Origin of the sequence: Ktedonosporobacter rubrisoli (assembly GCF_004208415.1) — a bacterium.
In the GTDB taxonomy this organism is placed as follows: domain Bacteria; phylum Chloroflexota; class Ktedonobacteria; order Ktedonobacterales; family Ktedonobacteraceae; genus Ktedonosporobacter; species Ktedonosporobacter rubrisoli.
Genome location: NZ_CP035758.1, coordinates 1,769,640 through 1,794,926, shown reverse-complemented (window position 1 = coordinate 1,794,926; position 25,287 = coordinate 1,769,640). Strand labels below are relative to the sequence as shown.

Here is a 25,287-nt window from a genome sequence, read left to right as displayed (position 1 = left end):
CAAGACTGATGTGCGCTAATCGATAGAGCTCTCTTCATACACCCAGATGGAGGATGTACGGAAGGTAAAGATGGTGACAACTATGATGAAGAGCAACAGCACCCAGACCTGGGCGAGGGCATAGCCTATTTGCGGAGATTGGGTCAAGCCGCCAAAGCCATTAGCATAGATGCTCAACATGAGCAGCCTTGTGCTAAAACCTGGTCCCCCATTTGTAAGGACTTGTGGCTGATTGAACGCCTGCATAGCTGTAATGATTTGCAAGACAAGCTGCAGAAAGAGTATCGGGCTAATCATAGGGAGCGTAATACGGAGGAAAAGACGCAGCGACCCGGCTCCGTCCAGCCTGGCAGCTTCGTAAAATTCCTGGGGCACAGCCTGCAAACCGGCAAGAAAGATAATCATCGTGCTGCCAACTCCCCACAGGCCAATGATGACAAGCGCCGGCAGAGCCATCGTGTCGCTACTCAGCCAGTCACTCGTAGGAAGATGCAGGAAACTCAGTACCTGATTCGCCAGGCCAAATTGTGGGTTATAGATAAATTTCCACAACGTCAGCGTTGCGATAGAGGGGAGGACCGCCGGCAGGTAGAGCGCTGTACGAAATAGTCTGATGCCAGGCAAGTTGCGGTTGAGCAAAACCGCCAGCAATAGTCCGAGAATCAGCGATGACGGAACGCTGAGAATGGTGAACAGCGCTGTAGCTTTTAAAGATGGGAGAAAGGATGGGTCTTTGGTGAACATGTAGATATAGTTCTTGAAGCCCACAAAAATTGCTGGTGTGTTACCATCCCAATGCGTTAACGAATAATACGCAGAAGAAACCAGCGGATAGGCCACGAAAACCGCAAAGCCAATAATGGATGGCAGAATGAAAAGATAACCAGCAATGTTATCTTTCAGGTGCGTACGCCTTCTCTGCATAGCGCTTCTTTGCTCGCTCTGCCCCTTTTGCCGCTGCAGCGCCAGGCTGCCATTCGTCGTCTGCGACTGCATTCCAATTTTCAAACCGATCACCTCTCACTAAATACATCATGTTGGATAAATCCTGCTCCTGACAAATGCTCTGGAAAGGCTTTCAACACTCGCGATGACAGCGATGTCACTACTATGTAAAAAAATGTAAACTCTTGTGACATCGTTGTCGCTTCACTGTATCATGCTGATAATAAAATTGTCAAGATGCTTTGCTCTGCTCAGAACCCTGTAGATCCTTTTATGTCAATATCTCCCTTCCCGGCTCGGACGATCAGGCTTTTCACCACATTCAGGAACTAGAAGCTATATTCCAGCTAGCATTGTGAGCTGATTTGCCCTCCTTCGTGAGACGATTGGCACCCAGAAACCTTGACATCTATCGCCCCATACATTATAGTTATTTTGTGCAAACGTTATACGTCTATCGATTGCTTTACACGGCTTGATTGGATGAACGATCTGACGGCGGCTTTCTTATCGATGGGCGAGAGCAGAATGGAGAAGTGTTGCATGATTCCTGCTCCTTTTCAGATTCGGGTGTCCGAAGAAGTTTTGCTAGATCTCAGAGAGCGCCTGTCTCGAACGCGCTGGCCTGATGCGCTGTCGGATGCCGGGTGGAACTATGGAACAAACCTTGCTTATTTGCGGCAGCTGGTAGCTTACTGGCAAGAGAACTACGATTGGCGGGCCTGGGAACGCTTGCTCAACACCTTTCCTCAGTTTAGCGCCCAAATCGCAGGTACCCATCTCCACTTCCTACACATTAAAGGCAAAGGAAAGCGACCTCTCCCTTTGCTTATCTCGCACGGCTGGCCCGGCTCCTTCTTTGAGATGTATAAGATCATTGGACCCTTGAGCGAGCCAGAGCGCTTTGGTGGAGATCCTGCAGATGCCTTCGATGTCATCGTGCCTTCGCTCCCCGGCTATGGCTTCTCCGGCCCTACTCACGAGCGCGGAGTCACTGTAGCCCGCATCGCCAAGATCCTTGCCACTTTAATGCAAGAGCTGGGCTATCGGCGCTTTGCGACCCAGGGTGGCGACTGGGGACTCTATATCACGGGAGAGCTCGCTCGCTCGGCTCCCGCCAGGGTTATCGGCATGCATCTGAATATGCAGCCATCCCGCTCCGTTCTGAGTCAGCAGGCCATAAATGAAACCGAGAGCCAGTGGCTCGAACAGCGCGCGCAATTCATTCAAGATGAGTCAGGCTATAGTCACCAGCACGCAACGCGCCCTCAGACGCTCGCCTACGGCCTTAACGACTCGCCGGTTGGCCTGGCCGCATGGATTATTGAAAAGTTTCGCAGCTGGAGCGATTGTCATGGTGAGATTGAGAGGGCCTTTACAAAGGATGAACTGTTGACGAATGTGATGATCTACTGGGTTACCCAGACCATCAACTCCTCGACGCGTCTCTACTACGAGACAGCTCATCAGGGCTATGAGGCCTATCGCGAGCGCATCGAGGTTCCAGCGGGCATAGCTATGTTTCGGGATGAAATCCCGTCTCCCCCGCGCTCGCTGGCCGAGCGCCTCTATACTATCCAACGTTGGACAGAAATGCCAGCCGGTGGACATTTTGCCGCCCTGGAGCAGCCGCAAGCGCTCGTCGAGGACATACGCGCCTTCTTTCGCCCGCTGAGAGATGCTGCGAAGTAGTGTTATATAGAGGCTCTCCCTCTTAAATATCAGAAAAGGATCGGCTATGGATTTGCGCTCTCCTGTCACCCTCGCGGATATCGCTGAGGCGGCCCACGTCTCTGTGGGCACCGTCTCCCGTGTGCTCAACGGACGTAAGGGCAGTATCAAGATTAGTCAGGCCACCATCTCTCGTGTCATGGAGGCCGCGCAGAGATTGGGCTATCAGCCCAACCCCTTTGCCACGGCGCTCCGCACACAACGCACGGGTGTCCTGGGAGCCATTCTTCGCGATATGGGCGATCCCTTTTTGAGCAAGCTGGCCCGTGCGCTTCAGCAAGCCGCGCATGAGCAAGGGTTTGAGCTACTGCTAGGGCATGCAGACTACGATGCCCAGACGGCACAGCGCCAGCTGACCTTGATGCTCAACCGCTGGTTTGATGGACTCCTCCTGCTTGGCAATCTTCCCGATGATGCTACCCTGCTGATGATGGTGCAGCAGAGTCGAACGCCCTGCGTGGCTGTAGCCTCCGGCGCGAAGACTACTGTGCCCCTGGTTGCTCTTGACGAAGAGCGTGGAGCCTTACTGGGTCTGGAATATCTCTTCCATTTAGGACACAGGCGCCTGGCCTTTGTTGGCACAATTGAGCATGCCGGGGTCAGCGAACGACTTGCCACCTTTCGACACTTCGTCAAGGATCGAGGGCTTGAATGGCACGAGGGGTATGAACAGTGCTGTGCAGCACGCACGCCCGGCGATGCCACAGAGCGCCTTCGTCAGCTCCTTGCGCGCCCTCGACCTCCAACTGCAATCTTTTGTGCCTCAGACGCGCTGGCCTTGCGGGCGATGAGCGTTGCCTGGCAACTCGGCTTCCATCTTCCCGCGCAACTTTCCATCCTTGGCTTTGATGATATCGAGCAGGCGGCCGAGAGCGTTCCCCCGCTTACAACGATTCGTCAGCCCGTCTCTTTAATGGCGCAAGAGGCGGTAAGTATGCTCCGCGATCTCATTGATGGCTCAGCAAATGAAAGGCAGGAGTACCGACGCATCGTCAAGCCAGAGCTCATCGTGCGCGCCTCCTGCTCCTCCATGCTTTGAATCCTTGAGCAAAGAAGGCGCCACAAAAAGCTACTATTCTGCCATCTTTGCTTGACGTCATTATGACAAGTTGTCTTCCCAAGAAAGGCAGATAACAGATTGAACCAACCTCAACATGCAGTTCCCTGGTGGCAGTCAGGTGTAATCTATCATCTCTACGTGCGCAGCTTCAAAGATAGCGATGGTGACGGCAATGGCGACCTAGCTGGTATCCTTCAGCAATTAGACTATCTCAGCGAAACGCTCAAGGTAGATGCGCTCTGGCTTTCGCCTGTATATCCCTCGGGCGGGATCGACGCAGGCTATGATGTAACCGACCATACCAACCTCGATCCGCTCTTTGGTGATCTTTCTCTCTTTGATCGCCTGCTCGCAGAAGTGCACCGACGTGCGCTGCGCGTGATTCTCGATTTCATCCCTAATCATACCTCGGATCGGCATCCCTGGTTTCTCGCCTCTCGTTCCTCAAGAGAGCATCCCAAACGCGATTGGTATGTCTGGGCCGATGCGCAGGAGGATGGGTCTGCTCCCAATAACTGGCTCAGCCATTGGGGAGGGTCGGCCTGGGAATGGGATGCGCACACGCGACAATACTATCTCCATACGTTCCATAAAGCGCAACCAGATCTGAATTGGCGCTGCCAGGCTCTTAAAGAGGCCATGTTTGCAGTGGTGAGCTTCTGGCTTGATCGTGGCATGGATGGGCTCCGCATCGATAGCGCTCATTATATTCTCAAAGATCCCGCCCTGCGCGATAATCCTCCTAACCTATATCCCGAACTGACAGCGTATAAGCCGTTGGGGGAATATGATTCGCAACTACATCTCTACGATCGCGATCATGCTGATACGCATGGCATATACCGTGATCTACGCCGTCTCCTTGATGAGTATGAGCGGCTTGATCCTCATCATCCTCGTCTCATGCTCGGCGAGGTTTCCCTCTTTGATTGGTCGCAATGGGTAACTTACTACGGTGCGGCCCTTGATGAGCTCCACATGCCCTTCAATTTTGGCTTGCTTGGAGCCATACGTACCGCTAGAGAGGTTCGCCAGGTGGTTGATGCTGTTGAGTCTATCTTGCCTGCTGGAGCCTGGCCCTGCTACGTCTTGGGTAACCACGATGAATCGCGGATTGCGAGCCGCGTTGGCGAGGCTCGGGCTCGCATTGCCATGATGCTCCTGCTGACCCTGCGAGGAACTCCTGTGGTGTACTATGGGGATGAGATCGGAATGCATGATGTCCATATTCCGGCTTCTCGCATCCAAGATCCCTGGGAACTGCGTGTGCCAGGGCAGGGATTTGGACGCGATCCAGAGCGCACCCCCATGCAGTGGGACAAGAGTACTCATGCCGGCTTTTGCCAGGCAAACGCTTTGCCGTGGCTCCCTCTTGCCGAGGATGCCAAGGAATGCAATGTTGCAAGCCAACTCGCTGACGCTTCCTCGATGCTTACATTGACGCGCAGCCTTATCCATCTTCGCCACAGCAGCACTGCCCTGACAGTTGGTAGCTATAGTTCCTTTTCTCAGGTTCCCGAGGGATGCCTGGTCTACGAACGCTCGGGGCCACATGAACGCTGGCTCATTGCGCTGAACTTCACCAATGAAGAGCAGTTCATTCGCCTTGCAGAAGGCAGCCACGGGTATCTTGTACTCTCCACGCACCTGGATCGTCAAGGAGCGGTGGACCTCTCGGTCCTCTCGCTGCGCGCAAATGAGGGATGCCTGATTGTCATGGAAATACAGGATCAACGCGTGCACTTGTCTTGAAGGTTTAAGCCACAACCGGGAGGAGGTCTTGCAGCCATGCGGCAACACATCATGTGCAAAGATAGTCAGCAGCTTCCATACGAGGCCATCTGTTTTGATATGGATGGTGTCATTGTCGATACGCGGTTCGCTGTGACCTCATTCTGGCAACGGCTCGCCGCAGAATACGCGCTCACTTTAACGCTTGATGATTTCGATCACCATATCTACGGCTGCTCGGCCAACCACACGCTTGAAACCTTGTTTCCTCTTCTTTCAAAGCGCGAGCAGGAAGAGGTCTACATCAAGCTCGAACAGTATGAACAGAATAGCATGTACAGGGAAATACCGGGGGCTATTGCCTTGCTGCGCCAATTACACGCAGCTCATCTGCCTCTGGCCCTGGTAACTAGCGCTCATCGCTGGAAAGTTGGGCGCGTATTGCAGCAACTTGGTCTTGAGCAGATCTTTGCAGCACAGATTACGGTACAGGATATTGTCAGAGGAAAGCCTGATCCCGCTTGCTATATCCAGGCAGCCCAGGCCTTGGGTAAGCATCCTTCGTGCTGCGTGGCCTTTGAAGATGCTAAGAGTGGCGTTCTGGCCGCGCGGGCAGCAGGCATGGAGTGCTGTGGTGTGCGTGAGCCTTCCCTGGCGCAAGTTCTTTTAGACGCGGGAGCAAGCATCGTTATTCCAGACCTGACAGCGGTTGTGGTAACCTTTCCCGCGCAGGCACGGCGGAGGAAGCTTCCTGGCTGGATCTGCATATAGGAACACAACGAAAGTTACCTTTTGTGGCAGAGAGGAGAGACCAATGAGGCACCTTGCGGCACTCCTTCCTCCTTCATCGTTTGTGCGCACAGGCTTCACCTGGTCTGCCTATCTGATGCTTGGGTATTATGCTTTTTTGCAGGCGGCGCTTGGTCCGCTCGCCCTCTTCCTTCAAGCAGAGTTGCATCTCACTTATACGCAGACAAGCCTGCTTCCCAGCGCTTTTGCCCTGGCGACGCTCCTTGTTGGCCTTCTTGGCGACGCTCCAGCTCGCATCTTTCGGCGTCGGACACGCTTTTGGGGTGGTGCTATCGGAATGTGGATAGGAATAGGGCTCCTTATGGTCAGCCCCTCGTTCGTGCTCGCGCTCCTCGGCTCTTTCCTCATGGGCGCATTTGGAACTGTTGTTAGAACAGCGATTGAAGGCGGGCTGGCCGATCTGCATCAAGGGCAACGGGCAACTGCGCTTACCGAGGCTAACGTGATAGCCAGTATTGGCGCCACTTCGGTTCCTCTCTTCATTGGAGGATGGCAAGCGCTTGAACTTGGCTGGCGCTCTGCCTCGTTTGTCCCTCTCCTCGTCCTCATATTCCTTTATTGGCGTTTTCGCCATCTCAAGGTTCCGGAACAGAGAGAACAAGAGGCCCAGAAGCAGAAACAGCATAGCGTTCCTTTTATCTTCTGGCTTTGCTGGCTGGCAATGGTGTGCAGCGTCGCCATGGAGTGGTGCATGATTGTCTGGAGCGCAGCCTTGCTCAAAAACACGGAGGTACTCAGTGTGAATGAAGCTGCCACCAGCGTGAGCTTCTTTTTCGTGGCCGAGGTCCTTGGCCGCCTGATAGGAAGTCGTCTCACTAGCAAAATAGCAATCACGCCTCTCTTGCTTGTCGCTTTGAGCATAACGGCCCTGGGATTTTCGCTCTTCTGGCTTTCGCCGCTGCTTCCTCTAAAACTTGGTGGCCTTGTGCTAACCGGTCTGGGCATCGCAAATCTCTACCCGCTCATCCTCTCGGCCGCACTAAGTATAAACCCTGCTCGGGCAAACGCCACAAGCGGACGTTTTGCCTTTGGGGTTGGCGTGGCTATCTTTACGGCACCGCTCATGCTGGGTCGCCTGGCTGACGTGCTCAGTATTCAGGGAGCCTATAGTGTGGTGCCGGTCTTGCTAGTCGGGGCCTTCGTCCTGACCCTGCTGGTACATTGTTTGCGTGGAGATGGAAAACATGCAAGGCAGGCGCCAGACACATAAGGCCCTAGCAGCTTGAGGATAGCCATAAACAGCTACCAAGCTAAATGATAGAAGCAAAGCAGGTGCCTCAAAAACCAAATATCTGTTTGGCAGCACTATCGTTGCGTTTGACAACAATCAAAATGATCAGGTACACTTATAGCCAGATCATGAAAGCATAGCCAGGGAGCTGCCTCTGATCCAGGCGCTCTTAGAGAGCGATGGCCGGCCAGGGCAAGCTTCCCACTCAACCTCAGCCCAGGCGAGGGTGCTGCACTTGAATATGACAAGCCTCGTGCGTCCTTTTGGCTGAACCTCCGTCATCTCTTGTAAAGCGAGGAAAGGACATGGAAAGAATGATAAGTACCGTGGCTGAGCAAGCATGGGAGGCATTTCATACACCCTTGTACCACTTCATTCGTCATCGAGTTACAGATGATGCTACAGCAGAGGATTTGTTACAAGAGGTGTTTCTCAAAATCCATCAGCATGGGGAAAGCCTGAAAGATGCCCGCCGCCTGGAGAGCTGGATCTATCAGATCACCCGTAATCTTATCATTGATTACTACCGAAGTCGCAACTTGCCCCTGACCTCTCTAGATGCCGAGATACGACCTGATATGCCAGAAGAGCTACCCGACGATGACATCATAAGTGAGCTGCTCCCCTGTGTCCGGGCAATGGTGCTCTCGCTTCCTCAGCAGGATCGGCAAGCCTTAATCCTCACTGCGTACCAGGGTCTCACCCAAAAAGAGTTGGGCGAGCGTCTTGGCCTCTCCTTTTCTGGTGCGAAGTCACGGGTCCAGCGCGCGCGTGAAAAGCTCAGGCAAGAGCTGCTGGCCTGCTGTCACTTTGAGCTGGATCGTCGCGGCCATATTCTTGACTATCAGCCCCGCTGTGATTGCTGCGAGCAACCAAACCATTGCGCCGACCCGGTAAACTTCAGCGAAGACCAACCATTGCGTCCTTTTTTGCCAAATCCCGTCTCTGCATGTAAAGGCAAACGAGAAGGGCATGCAGCGCTTCTCCCGCTGAGAAATGGAAAGGAACCTATCAAATGAACACTGTTCCCCAAAGTGACGAACGCTTGCGACAAGAGGTCAGCGCCAGGTATGCACGGACCGCGCTCCAGGTGCTCGGAACCCCGGAAGGGGATACGTCGTCCTGTTGCGCGTCAGGCTGCTGCTCCTCCGGCGCTCATCAGAGTGACCCCATTACCTCTGACTTGTATACGCAGATGGAGTTGGGCGAGATCCCTGTTGCCGCAGCACTGGCCTCTCTTGGCTGTGGCAACCCAACAGCACTGGCTGAACTCAGACCTGGCGAGAAAGTCCTGGATCTGGGCAGCGGTGGTGGGATTGATGTGTTGTTGTCGGCCAAACGAGTAGGACCAACAGGCTTTGCCTATGGTCTCGATATGACTGATGCCATGCTGGAGCTGGCAGAGCGCAACCGCAAAGAAGCAGGAATCGAGAATGTCAAGTTTTTAAAGGGCATCATTGAGAGCATCCCATTGCCTGACACCAGCGTGGATGTGGTCATCTCAAACTGTGTGATTAATCTCTCAGCGGACAAAGGGCAAGTCTTGCGAGAAGCGTACCGCGTCCTGACTTCCGGCGGGCGTTTTGCAGTCTCCGATATTGTTGTGCAAGGAGACCTGCCACCAATTTTGCGGCGCGATATGGAATCCTGGGCCGGATGCGTGGCGGGAGCACTCGAAGAAGCTACCTACCGCCTTTTGTTGCAAGAAGCCGGCTTTGTCGATATCGAGATCGAAGTCACCCGGCGCTATTCACTTGACGACATTGCCTCAAGTGGGGCAAGCGCCTCTGTGACCTCCCTTTCGCCCGAGGAACGAGAGGCCATTGATGGACGTTTTGTCAGCGCCTTCGTTCGTGCGCGCAAGCCTTAAGCGCCCGAGTCGTAAGGAACAAGGGCAAATTGCTTGCCCTCCATGAAACAGGATTCCAAAACAGTGTAAAACAGGTGCCTGACTGAATGATAGGGCCAGGCACCTGCAAACAGAAATGTATCAGGCGATAAACTCGCGGGCAAAGAGCCGCAGCGAATCCAATTGCGTGGCATCCACAAAGCGGATGAGCAATTCCTGAATACCTGCCTCTTCGTACGCGGCCAGGCGCTTGCGCAGCATCTCAGGCGTACCAATCAATTGGCTTTGGCGCAGATTCTCGACGTCGCCGCGCTGATCGGCCGAAAGTTTGGCAAGCGCGGCCTCATCGGTCGCAGCAATAGAGCAGTGATCGACGATAGCCGTGCGCCAGATACTCTCGTAATCGCGTCCCAGGGCCTCGCAGTGTTGCTTAAGCACGCTCAGCTTATGCTTGATGTTCTCAATAGTGCCGCCAAGATTGCAGGCATCGGCGTGCTGAGCAACAATTTTAAGCGTAACTTTCTCGCCACCACCGCCAATTAGCATAGGGATATGTGGCTGCTGCACGCCCTTGGGCTGGTTGATAGCTCCGTTGATCTGATAATACTTGCCCTCAAAGACTGGCTCCTCTTCAGTCCACATCTTCTTGATAACCTGCACAGCCTCACGCAGCTGACGCAAGCGGATCGGAGCCTCAGGATACTCATAGCCATAGGCGCGATACTCGTGCTCATACCAGCCCGCGCCAATCCCGAAATACAGACGACCGTGCGAAAGGACATCAACCGTGCTGGCCATCTTGGCCAACAGCGCCGGGTTACGATAGCTGTTGCAAGTAACGATTTGCCCAATGCGCACACGCTTTGTATCGCGCGCGAGCGCTGCTGTGGCCGTCCAGCACTCAAAGGTGATTTCTTGAGTAATTTGAGGGACTGTGTGAAAATGATCGTAAAGCCAGATTGAATGATACCCCAGCACCTCGGCCTCCTGAGCCACGCGCGTCATAGCTTCATATGCTTCGCCGGGATCGGGAATATGCGTCAGATCAAGCCGCCAGCCCTGGGGAACTATCACACCGTATTTCATAGAATACAAATCCTTCCTCTGCCAGAATAAATGAGGATACCTTCAAGTGTACAACAAACAGGCAGAAAAATGTATCTCCCTTTATGCCTCTATCGGGAGCACCACCTGAAGGCGCTGCTGCAGTGACCACAATTGTTCCACGACATCCTGCGCAGGCAGGGGCATTGAGTGCATAACCCACCACTCCAGCACACCAATGATCGCCGAAGTGAGAAATTGTGCTAGCAACTCCTTGCTCACATTCAAATCATTACTATACATATCAATATATTCATTGATATGCTGCTGAATCCCGGCCGCCAGGCGCTTATTAAAAGCGGGTATACCCTTATTCACTAGCAGCATCCTGAAGAGGACGGCATGCTGCTCCAGATATTCAAATGTATGCAGCAGCGAAACTTTAGAAGGCAAAGGAGCAGTTTTGCTATCGAGGCAGCTTTCAAACAAGCGCGTCAATTGAGTCTCTATGCAGCGATCCATGAGATCGAACTTATCTACATAATGCAGATAGACGGTGCCGCGATTCACGTCTGCCCGCTCAGCAATTTCATTCATCGTGATATCTTCAAAACTTTTCTCTGACAGCAACTCGATGAAAGCTCCCATAATAGCTTCCCGGGTTTTACGTACTCGTCTATCCACAGCCTTCTCCTTCCTTACCGTTGCGCGAACTTCTTAATCCAATGCCGCCTACAGAGTTCTTGCCTATATCTCAACCCATCCATGCTTCTTAAGCCAACAATCAGCCTAATTTTGTTAGATGTTGAACAAAAACCGAGTATTTGTTGAGTACTGAACAAATTTAGCAATTTTCCCTATTGAAGCAAGCTGATTGCTCTAGTAAGATCATTATATTGGACAAACGATAATAAATCAACAGTTGTCTATAAAATAGAGGAGGCCTACTTATGAAAATCTTAGTGTATGGCGCGGGAGTTCAGGCTAGCTATCTCGCGCATGTACTAATCCGGGGAGGCAACGACGTAACCGTGCTTGCCCGGGGCAAACGAAGCGAAGAACTGCAGAAGGACGGGATTGTCATTCGCCATTACCTGCAATGTAAAACTACTGTTGATAGCGTAAATGTCATCAGCACGCTTGAGCCAGATGATGTTTACGATCTCATTTTTGTCTCGATGATGTACTCTGATTTTCCGGCCGTGCTGCCTATTCTTGCGCACAATCAAAGCCGGCATATTGTGCTTGTCGGGAATAATGCGAATGCCGAGTCCATGCAACAGTACCTTAAAGAAAATAGTGCCACAGAAAAAAAGGTAATTTTTGGCTTTCAAACCAACGGTGGGCGACGAGAAAATGGTCGCGTTATCAACATACGTTTCGGAAGTGGGCACATGGATCTGGGGACGCTAGATGGAGATCGCTCGTGGAGACCTCTGCTGGAAAGAGCCTTTGTCCATACCAGCTATAAGCTGGGCTTTGCGGAGAATATTGACGCCTGGCTGAAAAGCCACATGGTTCTGATTCTAGCTTTGCACGGCGTTATGAGTGCCTATGAGGGTAATTTAGGCAAGGCCGCCAGCGACAAAAAGCGCCTGAACCAGGTCATTGCAGCCCTGGATGAAGGACATAGGATATTGGAAACCCTTGGCTATCCTATTATCCCTGCTGCCCAGGCCCAGCTTGTCAGAAGGCGGCCTCTGGTTTACCTGTTCTTGAAAATTTTTACCGTAACGCCAATCGCCAGCATAATATACAAGCAGCCCACCCCTGCTCAGCTTGCCGAATATAGGGCCTTATATCATGATTTCGCCAGCCTGAAGCAAAAAGCCAGCCTTGCAACCCCGAACTGGGACGCGTTGACACGTCACATTCCCGAGTCGGAAGCAAACGCTGCTGGCTAATTCAGCACGCGCCTTATGGCTCCAGCAGGGTTTTGAGCCTGGCTAAAACGTCTTGCCAGTGGCGGCGCATCCTTTCCCGCTGGCCGGGTCCTGGCAGCCATTCTTGATGAAAGCTGATAGTTGTGTACTCACCGGCCGGAATTGTGCGCACCTGGACGGTTGAGCTTCTCGACCAGCCAGGTGGCTGCCAGGTCAGGCGAATATTCTGGCCTTGATTGATGACGCGAATTTCTCCCGTTACGCCCTCTACTGTAGTATATGTCTCGCCCTCTCTCAGCGCTAATGGCGGCTTTGCATCGAGCCAGATGGCGAGGCCTTGCTCAGAAGTCAGCAAATTCCAGGCCGCTTGCATGGATACAGAAAACGTTCTGCGCACACCTATCTGGAAGCCTGTCGCCTTTGTCTGGCCAACCTGTCCCGGCTCTCTGTTCCCTCCCGCTTGTGGCATATCCCTTTACCTCTTTTCTTGCTTTCTAGAAATCAGGCTTTCGCACCAGCAGAGCGTAATCGGAACCTCCATGTAGCTTGTGAGCTCATCATACTCGATGAAGGTTCCATATGTAGCGCTCACTTCTCGCTGGCGAGCAGGCTACTCTATTTTAGAGCGGAACGACTGCAACGGCATCTATTTCGACAAGAAAATCTGGATGGGCCAGCCCGGCCACAAAGAGCCCGGTAATTGCTGGAGGATTAGCTTGCTCTTTCCAGAATTCTTGAAAGGCAGCGTAGCCCTCGCGCAAGGATTGGCCCTGTACCAGGTAGATATTCCATTTAATGATATGCTCCGGTCTAGCTCCGGCGGCGGCCAGAGCATTGCGCAGATTAATGAGCACCTGCCGCGTTTGCGCAGTGAGATCTCCCTTGCCAACAATATTACCCTGGGCATCGACGGCATCCTGACCACCGACATGGACCATTTTCACGGGTCCACTGATCTCTATCACTTGCGAAAAGGCTGGATTCTTATGAAGGGTGTCAGGGCTGAGATAGCGCACCTGCCCGCGCACCTGCTCTGAACTAGAAGATTGCGTCATCTGTTTGCCTCTCTTTCTCAACTTTAGCACCAGTAAACATATTTGTTTCTCAGACGATTCTAGCACGCAAAGCGGACAATATCATTCCTGCATTCTCAGCCAATAGAAAGCAAGCAGAATTTCGCCGACGAAACTTTTAGTCTGCGGCCAGCTCCTTCCTGCCTGCGGTGACGAGAGCCCATTTGGTATTGGTCAGCTGCTGGTGCAGCACGTGTAATCCTGCTTGCTGAAACAGTTCACGCACGCCCTCCGGCCTCTGCATATGGGATCTTGGCTGCAAACGCGCCAGCCAGCCTGGTTGCACCGCGTCGGCCAGGAAAAAATAGCCCTGCGGTTTCAGCACGCGCACGATCTCGCGCAGACCCGCTTGCTGATCGCTCCAATGGTGAAAGGAAAAGGTGCTCATCGCTACCTCGATGGAGGCATCCGGCACGGGCAGCGCTTCGGCAAAGCTGACCTCAAACTTTATAGCGGAACTCAGTTCCCGCGCCTTTTCTATCATGCCGAAGGTAGGATCTACGCCAAGCAGTTCGGCTTCAGGCCAGCGCTCATGCAGCGAGCGCAAGAGACGCCCGGTTCCACAGCCTATATCAAGTACGGATTCAGGTTGTGTCGTAACATAACTTGCAATTACTTCTAGCACTGTTCGCATAGACGGCTCAAAGAAGACTGGCTGGAGCCAGGAGGTTTCATAGCTCTTGGACCAGCGTTGGAAGCGTGGAAGATCGTTTCTTTTCGATGGCATAACCATGCTCAGATCTCCTTAATCGTTCATTTTGATTGACCAATCATTCAAAACTTCAGTTAAAAAATTTTAGCGCTTTAAGAATAGCCGCAACATGGTTTCGGCTTCGATATCCGGTTGCTTGAAAGGCATCACTGCACCGGCTACAATCCCCTGCACGCAGGACAATAGGAGCATCGCCAGTTGTCGCGCATCGCCGCTGATAATCTCATCGTTGTCCTGGCCTTCGCGGAATAGCTCGCTCAGCAAATCAAGCGAGTTCTGCGCGCCCTGGAGAACCAGTTCCCGCACTTCGGCAGAAACGGCCTCACTGATTATTGCCTGCTGTACGATAAGCATGTAATTGGCAGACCTGCGCGCTCCATCGATCATTTCGCTGATGAGCCAGCGCAGCCGCTCGCTAACCGTACCTTCGCGCACGTGAGCCTCGTGCACAACACGCTCTGTACCCTGCATTGCGCGCATGACAAGCAGTCTGAAGATCTCTTCTTTACTTGCAAAGTAGTGATAGGCCAGTCCATGGCTTACCTGGGCCGTCGCCGCAATCTCTGCAATTGTGGTAGCCATCAGTCCTTTGCGAGCAAACAAGCCGGCAGCCGCGCGCAAAATGTGTTCCTGGCGTTCATCGCGGATGCGCCGATTCTCGCTCGCTGGACGTGGCATGAATTTCTCCTCTTTTTGACTGACTCATCATTCAATAGATATATTATAGTAATTGTGCGGACCTGCTGTCAAGAGCACGCTTCTATCAGGATCTTTTGACGATTTCAATGCATTCGAGGCGCTCGGCCTTCGTTATGCGTTGCTCGGCCGCCAACAATTCATGGATCTTGCCGGCAGTGGCTTCATCGGCGGGAGTGTGCATATGGCAGCGCATATCAGTATGATTAACTACCTGGAAGGTTGCCATCTCGAAATTTAGCTCTCCCACTGCCGGATGCCTGAGCGCTTGCCATATCGTACAGGCCTGGCGCACGTTGTGCTGCGACCATTTCTGGCGAAATTCGGGGCTTGCCAGCTCCAGGCGGGCAATAAAGTCTGCAATTGTGGGCTCATCAAGATATTGATTGACCCTGGCGCGAAACGTCTCAAGCACTTCCTGGGCGTAGCGCTCGCGCGCAGCTGACTCGGCAAAGAGACGATGGAAAGGCGAGTCAGTAAAGAGCTGCCAGAGCAAATTCCGCTCACTCTCTAACAGAGCGCTAAAATCGCCGAATACTGCGCACGCTGCCCGATTCCAGGCCAACACATCATAGGTGCGCCCGGTGATAAAGGCTGGAATTTCAGTTTCCAGAGCTTGCAATACGCGCTGGTAGGCCGGGCGCACGATCTCGCAGGATGCTTCAGATTTTACCGGCAAGGGCTGCCTGGCTAAGACAAAGAGGTGGCTCTTTTCATCTTCGCTCAGGTGCAGGACAGAGGCAATGCTTGCCAGCACGCTGCTCGATACCTGGATAGCGCGCCCCTGCTCCAGATACGTATACCAGGTACTACTTACGCCAGCCATGACGGCTACTTCCTCTCGGCGTAAGCCCGGTGTGCGTCGCCTTCCCGCCGCAGGCATGCCTATTTGTTCAGGCGAGAGACGAGCCCGGCGCGTTCGCAAAAAGTTTCCTAACTCTTCCCTGCGCTGTTTATCATGCTTGCGTCGATCTTCCATATTTCTTTTCCTTTTGCCTGGTACTTCCACTTCTACGATAAGCGCTGCCTGGTTCTAGCATAGCGCTGCGCATATCCTCAATAGTATCACAGCAATAGCGCTGGGTGCCAAACCAATAACATAATATGCCCGAGAGAAAGTGATTTGCTATGTCCTGCATTACAGATAGTATGACGACGCACGAACAAGGTGCAGCTCCGCGAAGGACGCTCGCGCTTGCGGCCCTGAGCCTTGGTTCTTTTATGGTTCTCCTCGATTCTACGATTCTCAATGTTGCTTTACCTGCCCTTGGCCATGATCTTCACGCCTCGCTGGAAAGCTTTCAATGGGTCTTGAATAGTTACACGTTGCTCTCGGCGAGCCTGCCCTTTACGGGCGGAGCGCTGGGAGATCGCTTTGGTGCTCGACGCCTGTTTCTGATCGGAACAGTGCTCTTCACGTTAGCCTCGCTGTTCTGCAGCCTGGTACCCTCTATTGAGCTCCTGATCATAGCCCGCGCGGCTCAGGGCATTGGCGCAGCTTTGCTCCTACCGCCCTCCCTCTCGCTGATTCCGCACCTCTTCCATAATCCAGGCGAGCGGGCCGCCGCCGTAGCTTCTCAATCCGGCATCGCCGCTCTTGCAGTTGCCAGCGGGCCGCTTGTGGGCGGCATTCTTGTGGACAGCCTGGGCTGGCGCAGCGTCTTTCTTGTCAATCTGCTCTTCGGCCTGGTTGCGCTGACTCTTACTCTTGCCTTTATCCCGCCCACACCTGCACAGACTGAGCGCAAGCTTGATCTTGCCGGTCAGCTGACGATCATCCTTGCGCTCTGCTCGCTCACCTATGTCTTAATCGAATGGGGACATATCTCCCTTCCATTAAGTGAAATGGCATTATTGCTCTTTGTGGCCACCACGGGAGCATTTCTGGCTATTGAGGCGCGCCGTCGCCATCCGATGTTACCGCTGCAGATATTCAGTTCATGGTCGGCCTCAGCGACGACGCTGGTTAGCCTGCTGTACCAGTTTAGCTTTTATGGCCTGCTTTTCGTCTTTGCGCTCTTCTTTCAGGAGGGCTTTGGCTACAGCGCTATGCAAACTGGCCTTGCCGAGTTGCCCCAAACGGCTGTTGGCGCCTTCTTACTCCTCTTTGTGGCAAAACGGGTAGCCCGCTGGCTGCAGCCCTCGACCTCACTGGCCATCGGCATGGCCCTGGGAGCCATCGGCATGCTCCTCATTTTGCTGGGCACACACACTAATTTTTTTGTGATTGCGCTTGGCGAAATGTTTGTAGGCGGCTGTGGCGGGTTTACCGTCGCGCCAATGACGACAGTTATGTTATCAAGTGCGCCCAAAGCTTATGCGGGCATCGCTTCGGCGCTGTTGAGCGCAGCCCGTTCGACCGGTGGCATTCTTGGCGTAGCGGTGCTTGGTTCTATCCTGCGCGGCCAGAACCTGAGCAGCGGTATCCACGTAACGCTTTTCATTCTTGCTGCTGCGGCCGCGCTTGGCTGCCTTCTAAGCCTGAGCGCACGGACAAAAGGGAAGTCTCAGGGTGTGTGAGCCCCCCTGAGCCTGCAGGCCCGTTTGCTCCAGATCAGCCATGCTGCAGAGTACGGGCCTGGCGTTTTATAACATATCTTCCTCGCTTCACCCGTTAACGTGAGGGAGGAAAGCCCAGAAAAGGCAGCGCAATTTGTTTATGATGCCTTTCTGGCTAAAACTGTGCTTTTCGACTATGCTCTTTAATTGAGCATCCTAGAAGTTCGGTTTTTCATAGCTAACAAGACCCTCTAGAACGCTATCGATTCGCTGCAGTACCTCAGCGCTCAGCTTTATAGTGCTGGCTTTAACGTTTTCCTCGATCTGTTCGGGACGAGAAGCACCGATAATGGCCGAGCTTACATTCTTCTGGCTCAATGTCCAGGCCAAGGCAAGCTGAGCCAGCGTGTATCCTCCTTCGGCCGCCAGAGCTTGCAGATGTTGAATCGCTGACAGCGTTCTATCCTGCATAAACAGCTGCTTGATAAAGTAGTTGATTTCACTATCAGCGGCACGAGATCCGACCGGTGGCTGCTCGCCGGGCCGATACTTTCCAGTAAGTACGCCCTGGGCAAGGGGAGAAAAGACCACCTGACCAATTCCTTCACGCTCACATAGAGGTATAACGTCGTGCTCAATAAAGCGGCTGAGCATATTATACATTGGCTGGTTGGAGACTATCTGATCCAGATTGAGCGCCCTGGACGTATAAACTGCATCGGCTATCTGAGTGGCAGTCCATTCAGAGACGCCAACATAGAGAACCTTTCCCTGTGTTATAAGATCATCGAGGGCACGCAGCACTTCATCCAATGGTGTCTCAGGATCGTAGCGGTGACACTGATAAAGGTCGATGTAATCCGTGCCAAGGCGTTTCAGGCTGGCATGGCACTGCTCCATGATGTGTTTGCGCGAGAGTCCTCTATCGTTTGGTCCATCGCCCATAGGGTGGAAGACTTTGCTCGCCAATACATAGGATTCACGGGGAAAGGCTTGCAATGCACGCCCAACGACTTTTTCGGCTTCCCCAAGATTGTAGACGTTAGCAGTATCGAAGAAGTTTATGCCAAGCTCATAGGCTCTGTGAATGCACTGGATGGCAGTTTGATCTTCGATTGACTTGCTGTAGGTAAGCCAGCTTCCCAGAGAGATAGTGCTAACTTTTACACCTGCCCGCCCTAAACGACGATACTCCATAAAGCAAAAAATCCTTTCTACATTGGGTACGTATTTGGAGAAAATGAAAGAGGTTTGCAATAGAGTAAGCAGCGAATATTTTACATGTTTTAGCCAGGCAGAGCGCTGGACAGAAGGCCAGAATACTACCTGTACCAATGGGCAGATAACATCAGCAAAGACGATCAAGAAAGGCTCTTGCTTTTAGCGGGGACAGTCAATCAGGAGCTACATCTTATAGAGGCCTACATGACATACACTATAGTTCGTATATCGAGAACCAAGGGCTTATCAGCTCCAATGCGGCCACCTTGCTTGACTCGTGCTCCAGAGCTGAAAGCATGACTATACGAAAAATCAGAGCAGAGGAGCACGAGCCAAGAAGTTCTATAACGTATATTAGCACTTTTATACGTTAATAGGACTCACATTATCTGGACGCTCAGGATTTTGTTACTGATGGTTTCCATTCATACAGATGTAGGCGGCAGTACTCGCGAAAACCCAGCCGTTGATAGACAGAGTAGCCCATCTCAGAGGCTCCCAGCACGCCTATGCGATAGCCAAGACGACGCGCATCTCGCAGAGCGGCTAAGGTGATTGCGCCACCGATACCCTGTCCGCGCATCTGTGGTAAGGTAAAGACAAAGTAGATCCCAGCCACGCCAGCGCCGAGGAACAGGGTGGTGGTGGCTACCGGCAGCTCGTCAAGATAGGCCAGGTAATGACGCCAGGCCCCTGACGGATCAAAGCCAAGTCGGCGATACTGGGAGCCTACCCAGTTTGCCTCAATCGCGCCCTCGCCAAAGCCGCTGGCCAGCGTTCGCGTCCAGGTCTGCAACTCCGCTTCGTTGCTCACGCGTTTAATAACTAATGCCGGCGGAGGCGAAACTTGCTCATGAAGGGCCAGGAGATCAACGGCCATGCCCGCTTCGGCGCCTCCATAGCTAAAGCCCTGCGCGAGAAGCCTTGTTCCCAGATCTAGGGGACGCATCGCTGGCCCAACATGCCAGGAACCCGGCACCTTATAGGCCTGAAAGCGCTCGACAGAAGCTTTTATTACCTCATCAGCCGTCTCATCCGTCAGGTAAGCATGGATGACACAGTTATGATAAGAGATGGGGGCACCTCCTATTACCCATTGTATCTCTGTTCCCTGGCGCTCCTCACCTCCTCCCGTTTTGCCCAATATAAGTAGAAATTCATGTATGTTGGCCTCAATCGTCTGTACGAGAGATTGTGGCGAAAAATCATCTAAGTGCTGACTCATGTTTATAGCTCCCTCTTGTAGTTCTCATTTCAGGAGCGCATTCAACTGTTTTAGGGCGAGGAAGCATGAGAAGCAAAGCAGCCCTGAGCTTTGTAAGCTCCTCAAGGCGATCTAAAGCAGGACAAGGCGCAAAGGGAACGCACCCATAGTTCTCATGTTCGGCCCAGATTATCAGTTGAAAGCTCACGTTTCTTAGACGCCGTGGATTGCTTGCAGCAGGAAAAGCTACAATCCACAGCACATAGCAGCATAACTGAGCAAACGAATTCTCAGTTCACCATTCAGACATGCTTTTCTTTTACCTGAAGAACCTACTGGATCACCACTAACATGAGTAACCAGTTCCTTTCTTACTGATGATTTTTTCTATATTCTAACATAAAATCGCTCCCGTCTACTCTTGACACTGAGCATTGGATTAAGGCATACTATATTCATAATTAATAAACCGGCGGTCGGTTTTAAAGGAGAAGTAGCAATGGCTCGTACTGTGAAAGAAGATGAATACATCCAGAAACGCAATGAAATTCTTGACGCTACCCGGCAGCTCATCTATAGCAAAGGCTATGAGCAGATGACGATCCAGGATATTCTTGCCGAACTGCAGATCTCCAAAGGAGCCTTCTACCACTACTTTGGCTCAAAGCAGGCGGTATTGGAGGCGCTGATTGAGCGCCTGCAGGAAGAGAGAGATCAAGTGATTTCGCCCCTTGTGCAAGACCCTCAGCTATCCGCACAGAAAAAGCTACAGGGCATCTTTGAGGCGCTAGCGCAGTGGAAAACTGCGCAGAAGAGCTTTTTGCTGGCCATTTGGCGTGCGCTGTACTCCGACGACAACGCACTCTTCCGTCAGAAATGGCATACAGCGGCCTTTAAACAAGTTCCCCCTATGCTGGCAACTGTTATCCGGCAAGGCATCCAGGAAGGAACTTTCACAGCCACTTACCCCGAACAGAGTGGCGAAGTGATCTTTGCCCTTATGCTCACTCTGGCAGAGACGCAAGGCAGCTTGCTCCTCAGCTATGTGCATAAAGCTGACGAGGGTCTGCTTTCGCATGTCGAACAGACTATTGCGGCCTATACCGAGGCCATAGAGCGCACGCTGGGCGCCGCCAGAGGTTCATTCCAGCTTGTCGATCCCCAAACCCTGCGAGAATGGTTTACTTATTCAGGCCACAATGTCTGAGAAAGGCGATCAAGTGATGAGAGTAAAAGCCAATGAAATCGACGTTTTGATTGTTGGAGCCGGCCCGGTCGGCTTAGCAATGGCTTGCGAACTGCGCAGACATGGAGTTGCCTGCCGCATTATTGATAAGCAAGCAAGGCCGGTTCAGTCTTCGCGCGCCCTCAACGTGCAGGCGCGCACGCTTGAAGTCTTCGCGCAAATGGGCATAGTTGAGCAAATCTTAGCCGCAGGCACGCAAGCTAAAGGGCTTACGATCTATGATAGAGACCGCATACTTTTGCGCATGAACCTGCAGCATATCAAGGCCGACGAGAGCCTTTATAACTTTATGCTCATCCTTCCGCAGAGCCAGACCGAGCGCATATTCGGTGAGCGCCTGAGCGAGCTTGGCGGCACAGTCGAGCGTTCCCGCGAGCTGCTTACACTCAAGCAAGAAGATACTGCGATAATCGCTCAGGTCAAAGCCATCGACACGGATACAGAGCCCGTTGAGGAGATTCGCGCCAGATGGCTGATCGGCTGCGATGGGATTAGAAGCCAGGTACGCAAAGCTCTCAATATTCCCTTTGAGGGGACAACCGCGCCCCAAGAATTTCTGCTCGCCGATATGGATCTTGATTGGTCCAAGACGCGCGAGACTACGCACGGCTGGCTCACGCGCGCTGGGCTCTTCGCAGCCTTTCCCCTGCCGAGTGGACAATGGCGCCTGTTTGCTACTGCTACGGCAGACACGAACAAGCCTGAGCAGAGCTTTCCGCAAGCATCCCTTGAAGTCTTCCGGCACTTGCTCATCCAATATACAGGTGATACCCAAACAACTATGAGCAATCTCACCTGGGCCTCAAACTTTAGAATCAGCTATCGCATGGCCTCAACGTATCGCCAGGGTCACGCCTTTCTTGCCGGGGATGCGGCTCATGTCCATAGCCCCTTTGGAGGGCAGGGTATGAACATAGGAATTCAGGATGCCTATAATCTTGCCTGGAAGCTGGCCCTGGTTCTGCAAGGCAAGGCTGAGGAGAATTTGCTCAATACCTATCAGGAGGAACGCTGGCCCGTGGCTAAGTGGGTAGTTGGAGGGGCAGAGAACGCCACTGGTCTGCTCGTCACGCAAAATCCTGCTATGCGCTGGCTGCGCGATCATTTCTTCGTCCCTCTGCTTAACATGAAAGCCATTCAGCGTTACCTCGCCCTGCAAACCTCTGAGCTAAACATCAACTACCGTCGCTCTTCTCTCTCCCATCTACCCAACGGAAACAAGGCGAATGCAGGTAGCTCATCAGGCTGGCAAAGAGCGCCTCACGCCGGCGATCGCTTGTTACCCGGTACAATCTTGACTGCTCGTGATTACGTCAAGACAAACTTACTGCAAGCTTTAAGCGGGACACAGAGCCATCTCTTGCTCTTTGCTGGCCTGGACCCTTCCCAGGCCACCTACAGCCAACTTAGCAAGCTGGCGGCCAGTATAGAAGCTCAGTTTAACGGCTCCATCACAGCCCATCTCATCATGGCTGCTAGCGAGCAACCTGCGGCGCTTAGCTGGTCGGGCTCAATTCTATTGGACCCGCAGGGAAGGCTCCAGACAACCTACGGGGCGCGCCATGCAGCGCTTTACTTCGTGCGGCCAGATGGCTATATTGGCTTCCGCAGCCAACCAATACATGAAGAGCTTTTGCGGGACTACCTGGGCCAGATCTTCTCTGTAGCGCAATATTCCTCCCTCAGCGTGTGAGCAACCGGGAAGAGACTTTGTGAGAGAGTACAGAGCGCTGGCTCTCTCCAAAGAGGCTTGACATATTCCACTTTCCCCACTATACTTAAGTACATGCTTAACTATAATGTCTCTCTCGATCTCATCTTCCATGCACTAGCAGATCCGGCCCGCAGGATCATGGTGGAGCGGTTGAGTAAGGGACCGGCGTCGGTCAGCGAACTAGCCGAGCCACTTGCGATGTCGCTTCCTGCCGTTGTTCAACACCTCCAGGTTCTGGAGGCCAGCGGCCTCGTCCACTCTGAGAAGGTAGGGCGTGTGCGCACCTGCCGTATCGAGCCGCGCGTGTTGAGTACGGCCGAGCAATGGATTAGCGAGCGACGCACGAATTGGGAGAATCACCTCGACCGGCTAGGTGACTACCTCGACGAGCTTTCTGATGAAACAGACTAAAGGAGTTCATTTCTTATGCAAGAACGATCAGTACAACACACTACTTTCGTCATCGAGCGCAGCTATGGCGCCTCTCCTAAACGTGTATTCGCGGCCTGGGCGAACCAGGAGGCCAAAGCAAAGTGGTTCCCCGGCCCCAAGCTCTTTGACTTCCGTGTCGGGGGACGGGAATATCATCGCCAGACGCACGAAGGAGTAACCTACACCTATGACGCTACCTACCAGGATATCGTGCCAGATCAGCGCATAGCCTTCACCTACATTGTGGATCGCGATGAGACGCGGCTATCGGTCTCTGTGACCACAGTAGAGATGAAGCCGGAAGGCACTGGCACGCGGCTGATCTATACGGAGCAAGGGGCCTTTTTCGACGGCACGGACAAGCCGGAAGATCGCGAGCATGGAACCAGGCTTCTCCTTGATGCTCTGGATAAGGCGCTGCAGGACGAGCTTATGCTCGATGAGAAAATACACTAGGCTCTCGCAGCTAACAGGCTCACGCGCACCTTGAGCGCTGACCATTCTGTCTCATTCACGTTTCCATCTGTACATATGCAAGCCTTTTAAAGGCTTGCACATACATGCGGAGGTTATGATATTAATACAAAAGTAGAGATAGCAAAAATTGGGCAGCCCGAGAAAGCCACGCTGAAAGCCTGGCTCGGGCTTGGGGTTCTGGGCCTGGCATCTCTGGTGGTGGCGATCGATTTGTTTGTGCTGCTCCTGGCGCTGCCCGAGATCGGCCAGAACTTACACGCCAGCAGTACGCAGATCCTGTGGATCACCGATATGTACGGCTTCTGGATGGCAGGCTTTATGATTACGATGGGAACCCTTGGGGACCGCATAGGGTGTCGCAAGGTGCTGCTGATAGGCAGTACTGCCTTTGGAGCGCTCTCGCTTCTTGTCGCATTTTCGCAGAGTGCCGAGATGTTGATTTTCGCCAGGGCGCTGTTGGGAATAGCTGGCGCCATGATTGCTCCTGCTGCCCTCGCGCTCATTCGGCATATGTTTGCCGATCCCCAGGAGAATGCGCGAGCCATCAGTATCTGGTTGAGCTGTTTGATTGGGGGATCGATTCTGGGGCCGCTGGTTGGTGGCATATTGCTTGAGCATTTCTGGTGGGGCTCAGTCTTTCTGGTGGGTGTGCCTCCTATGGTCATCGCTCTGGTGGTAGGCCTGAGAGTGCTGCCGGAATACAAGAACCCTGATGCGGCTCGACTGCACCTCCCGAGCGTGTTCTTGTCCCTGGCAACGATCCTGCCGCTAATCTATGGCATGAAAGAGTTGGCGGCCCATGGCTTGCAGGTGCTCCCTGTCGTCGCTTTGTTGCTCGGTGTTGTGTTTGGCATCTTGTTTGTACGTCAGCAAAGTCGGTTAGCCGATCCACTTGTGGATGTGACGCTCTTTCGGAAGCCGGCCTTCACCATCATACTGCTGGCAATGCTGATCAATACGATGCTTCCGGGCGGCGTCATGGTCCTTTCCACGCAGTATATGCAACTGGTGGCAGGACTCTCGCCGCTGCAGGCCGGGCTCTGGATGATTCCAGCCATGGTGGCTTCCATCGTCGGTTTTCTGGTCTCGCCTTCCCTTGCGCGCAGGATACGACCGGCGATTCTGATTGCCTTAGGACTGGCCTGCTCTATCCTTGGTATGCTCATTTTGTGCCTGACGCACGTTGGTGGTGACCTGGCGGCCCTGCTTGTGGGCTTTGCGCTCTTTAATCTTGGCGCGAGTCCGCTGGTAACTCTGGGAACAGGAATCGTGATAGGTTCTGTTCCGCCGGAAAAGGCTGGCGCGGCGGCGGCTCTCTCGCAAACGGGAAACGAATTTGGCTTTGCCCTTGGGGTGGCCGTGGTGGGAAGCATCGGCGCCTTTGTCTATCGTTTGCAAACTGCCACCCTCCCACGTGAGCTTTCTGCCGATTCCGCTCATGCCGTCCGTGAGACCTTAGCTACCGCGCTCACCACGGCCGAACGGCTGCCCGGCAAACTGGGCAGCGACGTACTCTTCATTGCCCGAAATGCCTTTGTGCAGGAATATCACACTCTCGCGCTTGTGAGCGCTGGTGTGCTCGCCATCATTGTCGTACTCATCGTGGTGAGGCTCAAAGGGCTGCCAGCTATGGCTGAGGGCAAGTAGCACGAAGGCCATGCTGTCTGAGTAGCAAGGTTTTGTAACGTTCGAGATGAAATTTATCAGGCAGTTATAAATCTCTCGGGCT

24 protein-coding genes are annotated in these 25,287 nt (G+C 53.2%); 14 read left to right on the top strand and 10 right to left on the bottom strand.

Translation table 11 applies throughout. The features are described 5' to 3' along the window. Positions 1 to 15 precede the first annotated feature (15 nt). On the bottom strand, positions 16 to 1,008 hold the full coding sequence (locus tag EPA93_RS08250; RefSeq protein ID WP_242527354.1) for a carbohydrate ABC transporter permease: 993 nt from the start codon (positions 1,006 to 1,008) through the stop codon (positions 16 to 18). Positions 1,009 to 1,488: 480 nt separating this feature from the next. Between EPA93_RS08250 and EPA93_RS08245 the strand changes: the two genes are divergently transcribed. The 7 genes from EPA93_RS08245 (at position 1,489) to arsM (ending at position 9,378) form a co-directional block, all read left to right on the top strand. Further along, positions 1,489 to 2,637, top strand: coding sequence for an epoxide hydrolase family protein (locus tag EPA93_RS08245; RefSeq protein ID WP_129886592.1), 1,149 nt, complete (start codon positions 1,489 to 1,491; stop codon positions 2,635 to 2,637). A 46-nt stretch (positions 2,638 to 2,683) separates the two neighbouring features. Continuing rightward, the gene (locus tag EPA93_RS08240; protein ID WP_129886591.1) at positions 2,684 to 3,715 is read left to right on the top strand and encodes a LacI family DNA-binding transcriptional regulator; all 1,032 of its coding nucleotides are present in this window, start codon (positions 2,684 to 2,686) and stop codon (positions 3,713 to 3,715) included. A gap of 99 nt (positions 3,716 to 3,814) precedes the next feature. Further along, complete coding sequence (locus EPA93_RS08235) at positions 3,815 to 5,488, top strand: alpha-amylase family glycosyl hydrolase (RefSeq protein WP_129886590.1); 1,674 nt, start codon at positions 3,815 to 3,817, stop codon at positions 5,486 to 5,488. 36 nt (positions 5,489 to 5,524) lie between these two features. Then, entirely contained in the window at positions 5,525 to 6,238 is a 714-nt protein-coding gene (locus tag EPA93_RS08230) for an HAD family hydrolase (protein WP_129886589.1), read from the top strand. A 43-nt stretch (positions 6,239 to 6,281) separates the two neighbouring features. Further along, positions 6,282 to 7,487 (top strand): MFS transporter, encoded by a 1,206-nt coding sequence (locus EPA93_RS08225; protein WP_129886588.1) that lies wholly within the window; start codon positions 6,282 to 6,284, stop codon positions 7,485 to 7,487. A gap of 326 nt (positions 7,488 to 7,813) precedes the next feature. After that, the gene (gene sigZ, locus EPA93_RS08220; RefSeq protein WP_242527353.1) at positions 7,814 to 8,527 is read left to right on the top strand and encodes an RNA polymerase sigma factor SigZ; all 714 of its coding nucleotides are present in this window, start codon (positions 7,814 to 7,816) and stop codon (positions 8,525 to 8,527) included. After that, on the top strand, positions 8,524 to 9,378 hold the full coding sequence (gene arsM / locus EPA93_RS08215; RefSeq protein ID WP_129886587.1) for an arsenite methyltransferase: 855 nt from the start codon (positions 8,524 to 8,526) through the stop codon (positions 9,376 to 9,378). Before sigZ ends, arsM begins: the two co-directional genes overlap by 4 nt. 120 nt (positions 9,379 to 9,498) lie before the next feature. Here the strand turns inward: arsM and EPA93_RS08210 are convergent, their stop codons facing one another. Both EPA93_RS08210 and EPA93_RS08205 read right to left on the bottom strand, forming a co-directional pair. Continuing rightward, positions 9,499 to 10,443: an LLM class F420-dependent oxidoreductase gene (locus tag EPA93_RS08210; RefSeq protein ID WP_129886586.1), complete on the bottom strand. Its 945-nt coding sequence runs from the start codon at positions 10,441 to 10,443 to the stop codon at positions 9,499 to 9,501. 81 nt (positions 10,444 to 10,524) lie between these two features. Beyond that, entirely contained in the window at positions 10,525 to 11,085 is a 561-nt protein-coding gene (locus tag EPA93_RS08205) for a TetR/AcrR family transcriptional regulator (protein ID WP_129886585.1), read from the bottom strand. Positions 11,086 to 11,351: 266 nt separating this feature from the next. On the opposite strand from EPA93_RS08205, the gene EPA93_RS08200 reads away from it, so the two are divergent. Further along, positions 11,352 to 12,305 carry a ketopantoate reductase family protein gene (locus tag EPA93_RS08200; RefSeq protein WP_129886584.1) on the top strand — a complete coding sequence of 318 codons (954 nt, stop codon included), beginning with the start codon at positions 11,352 to 11,354 and terminating at the stop codon, positions 12,303 to 12,305. 13 nt (positions 12,306 to 12,318) lie between these two features. On the opposite strand, the gene EPA93_RS08195 is transcribed toward EPA93_RS08200, so the two are convergent. The 5 genes from EPA93_RS08195 to EPA93_RS08175 form a co-directional block, all read right to left on the bottom strand. Next, positions 12,319 to 12,753: an SRPBCC family protein gene (locus EPA93_RS08195; protein ID WP_129886583.1), complete on the bottom strand. Its 435-nt coding sequence runs from the start codon at positions 12,751 to 12,753 to the stop codon at positions 12,319 to 12,321. Between the two features lie 151 nt (positions 12,754 to 12,904). Next, entirely contained in the window at positions 12,905 to 13,339 is a 435-nt protein-coding gene (locus EPA93_RS08190; RefSeq protein WP_129886582.1) for a RidA family protein, read from the bottom strand. 136 nt (positions 13,340 to 13,475) lie between these two features. Beyond that, a complete protein-coding gene (locus EPA93_RS08185) occupies positions 13,476 to 14,084 on the bottom strand; it encodes a class I SAM-dependent methyltransferase (protein ID WP_165422959.1) in 609 nt (202 codons plus the stop codon). A 69-nt stretch (positions 14,085 to 14,153) separates the two neighbouring features. Continuing rightward, positions 14,154 to 14,747 carry a TetR/AcrR family transcriptional regulator gene (locus EPA93_RS08180; protein WP_129886580.1) on the bottom strand — a complete coding sequence of 198 codons (594 nt, stop codon included), beginning with the start codon at positions 14,745 to 14,747 and terminating at the stop codon, positions 14,154 to 14,156. 85 nt (positions 14,748 to 14,832) lie between these two features. Continuing rightward, entirely contained in the window at positions 14,833 to 15,744 is a 912-nt protein-coding gene (locus tag EPA93_RS08175) for a helix-turn-helix transcriptional regulator (protein WP_129886579.1), read from the bottom strand. A 149-nt stretch (positions 15,745 to 15,893) separates the two neighbouring features. On the opposite strand from EPA93_RS08175, the gene EPA93_RS08170 reads away from it, so the two are divergent. Next, on the top strand, positions 15,894 to 17,285 hold the full coding sequence (locus tag EPA93_RS08170) for an MFS transporter (protein ID WP_129886578.1): 1,392 nt from the start codon (positions 15,894 to 15,896) through the stop codon (positions 17,283 to 17,285). Positions 17,286 to 17,480: 195 nt separating this feature from the next. Here EPA93_RS08170 and EPA93_RS08165 read toward each other — a convergent pair whose 3' ends face one another. Both EPA93_RS08165 and EPA93_RS08160 read right to left on the bottom strand, forming a co-directional pair. Next, on the bottom strand, positions 17,481 to 18,461 hold the full coding sequence (locus EPA93_RS08165; protein WP_129886577.1) for an aldo/keto reductase family protein: 981 nt from the start codon (positions 18,459 to 18,461) through the stop codon (positions 17,481 to 17,483). A gap of 421 nt (positions 18,462 to 18,882) precedes the next feature. Next, complete coding sequence (locus EPA93_RS08160) at positions 18,883 to 19,710, bottom strand: GNAT family N-acetyltransferase (protein ID WP_129886576.1); 828 nt, start codon at positions 19,708 to 19,710, stop codon at positions 18,883 to 18,885. 478 nt (positions 19,711 to 20,188) lie between these two features. On the opposite strand from EPA93_RS08160, the gene EPA93_RS08155 reads away from it, so the two are divergent. The 5 genes from EPA93_RS08155 (at position 20,189) to EPA93_RS08135 (ending at position 25,205) form a co-directional block, all read left to right on the top strand. Further along, positions 20,189 to 20,896, top strand: a complete 708-nt coding sequence (locus EPA93_RS08155; protein ID WP_129886575.1) for a TetR/AcrR family transcriptional regulator — start codon at positions 20,189 to 20,191, stop codon at positions 20,894 to 20,896. Between the two features lie 16 nt (positions 20,897 to 20,912). Further along, positions 20,913 to 22,628 (top strand): FAD-dependent monooxygenase, encoded by a 1,716-nt coding sequence (locus EPA93_RS08150; protein WP_165422958.1) that lies wholly within the window; start codon positions 20,913 to 20,915, stop codon positions 22,626 to 22,628. 93 nt (positions 22,629 to 22,721) lie between these two features. Next, complete coding sequence (locus EPA93_RS08145) at positions 22,722 to 23,060, top strand: ArsR/SmtB family transcription factor (protein ID WP_129894468.1); 339 nt, start codon at positions 22,722 to 22,724, stop codon at positions 23,058 to 23,060. 15 nt (positions 23,061 to 23,075) lie between these two features. Beyond that, positions 23,076 to 23,537 (top strand): SRPBCC family protein, encoded by a 462-nt coding sequence (locus EPA93_RS08140; RefSeq protein WP_129886573.1) that lies wholly within the window; start codon positions 23,076 to 23,078, stop codon positions 23,535 to 23,537. A 120-nt stretch (positions 23,538 to 23,657) separates the two neighbouring features. Then, positions 23,658 to 25,205, top strand: a complete 1,548-nt coding sequence (locus tag EPA93_RS08135) for an MFS transporter (protein WP_129886572.1) — start codon at positions 23,658 to 23,660, stop codon at positions 25,203 to 25,205. Positions 25,206 to 25,287 lie beyond the last annotated feature (82 nt).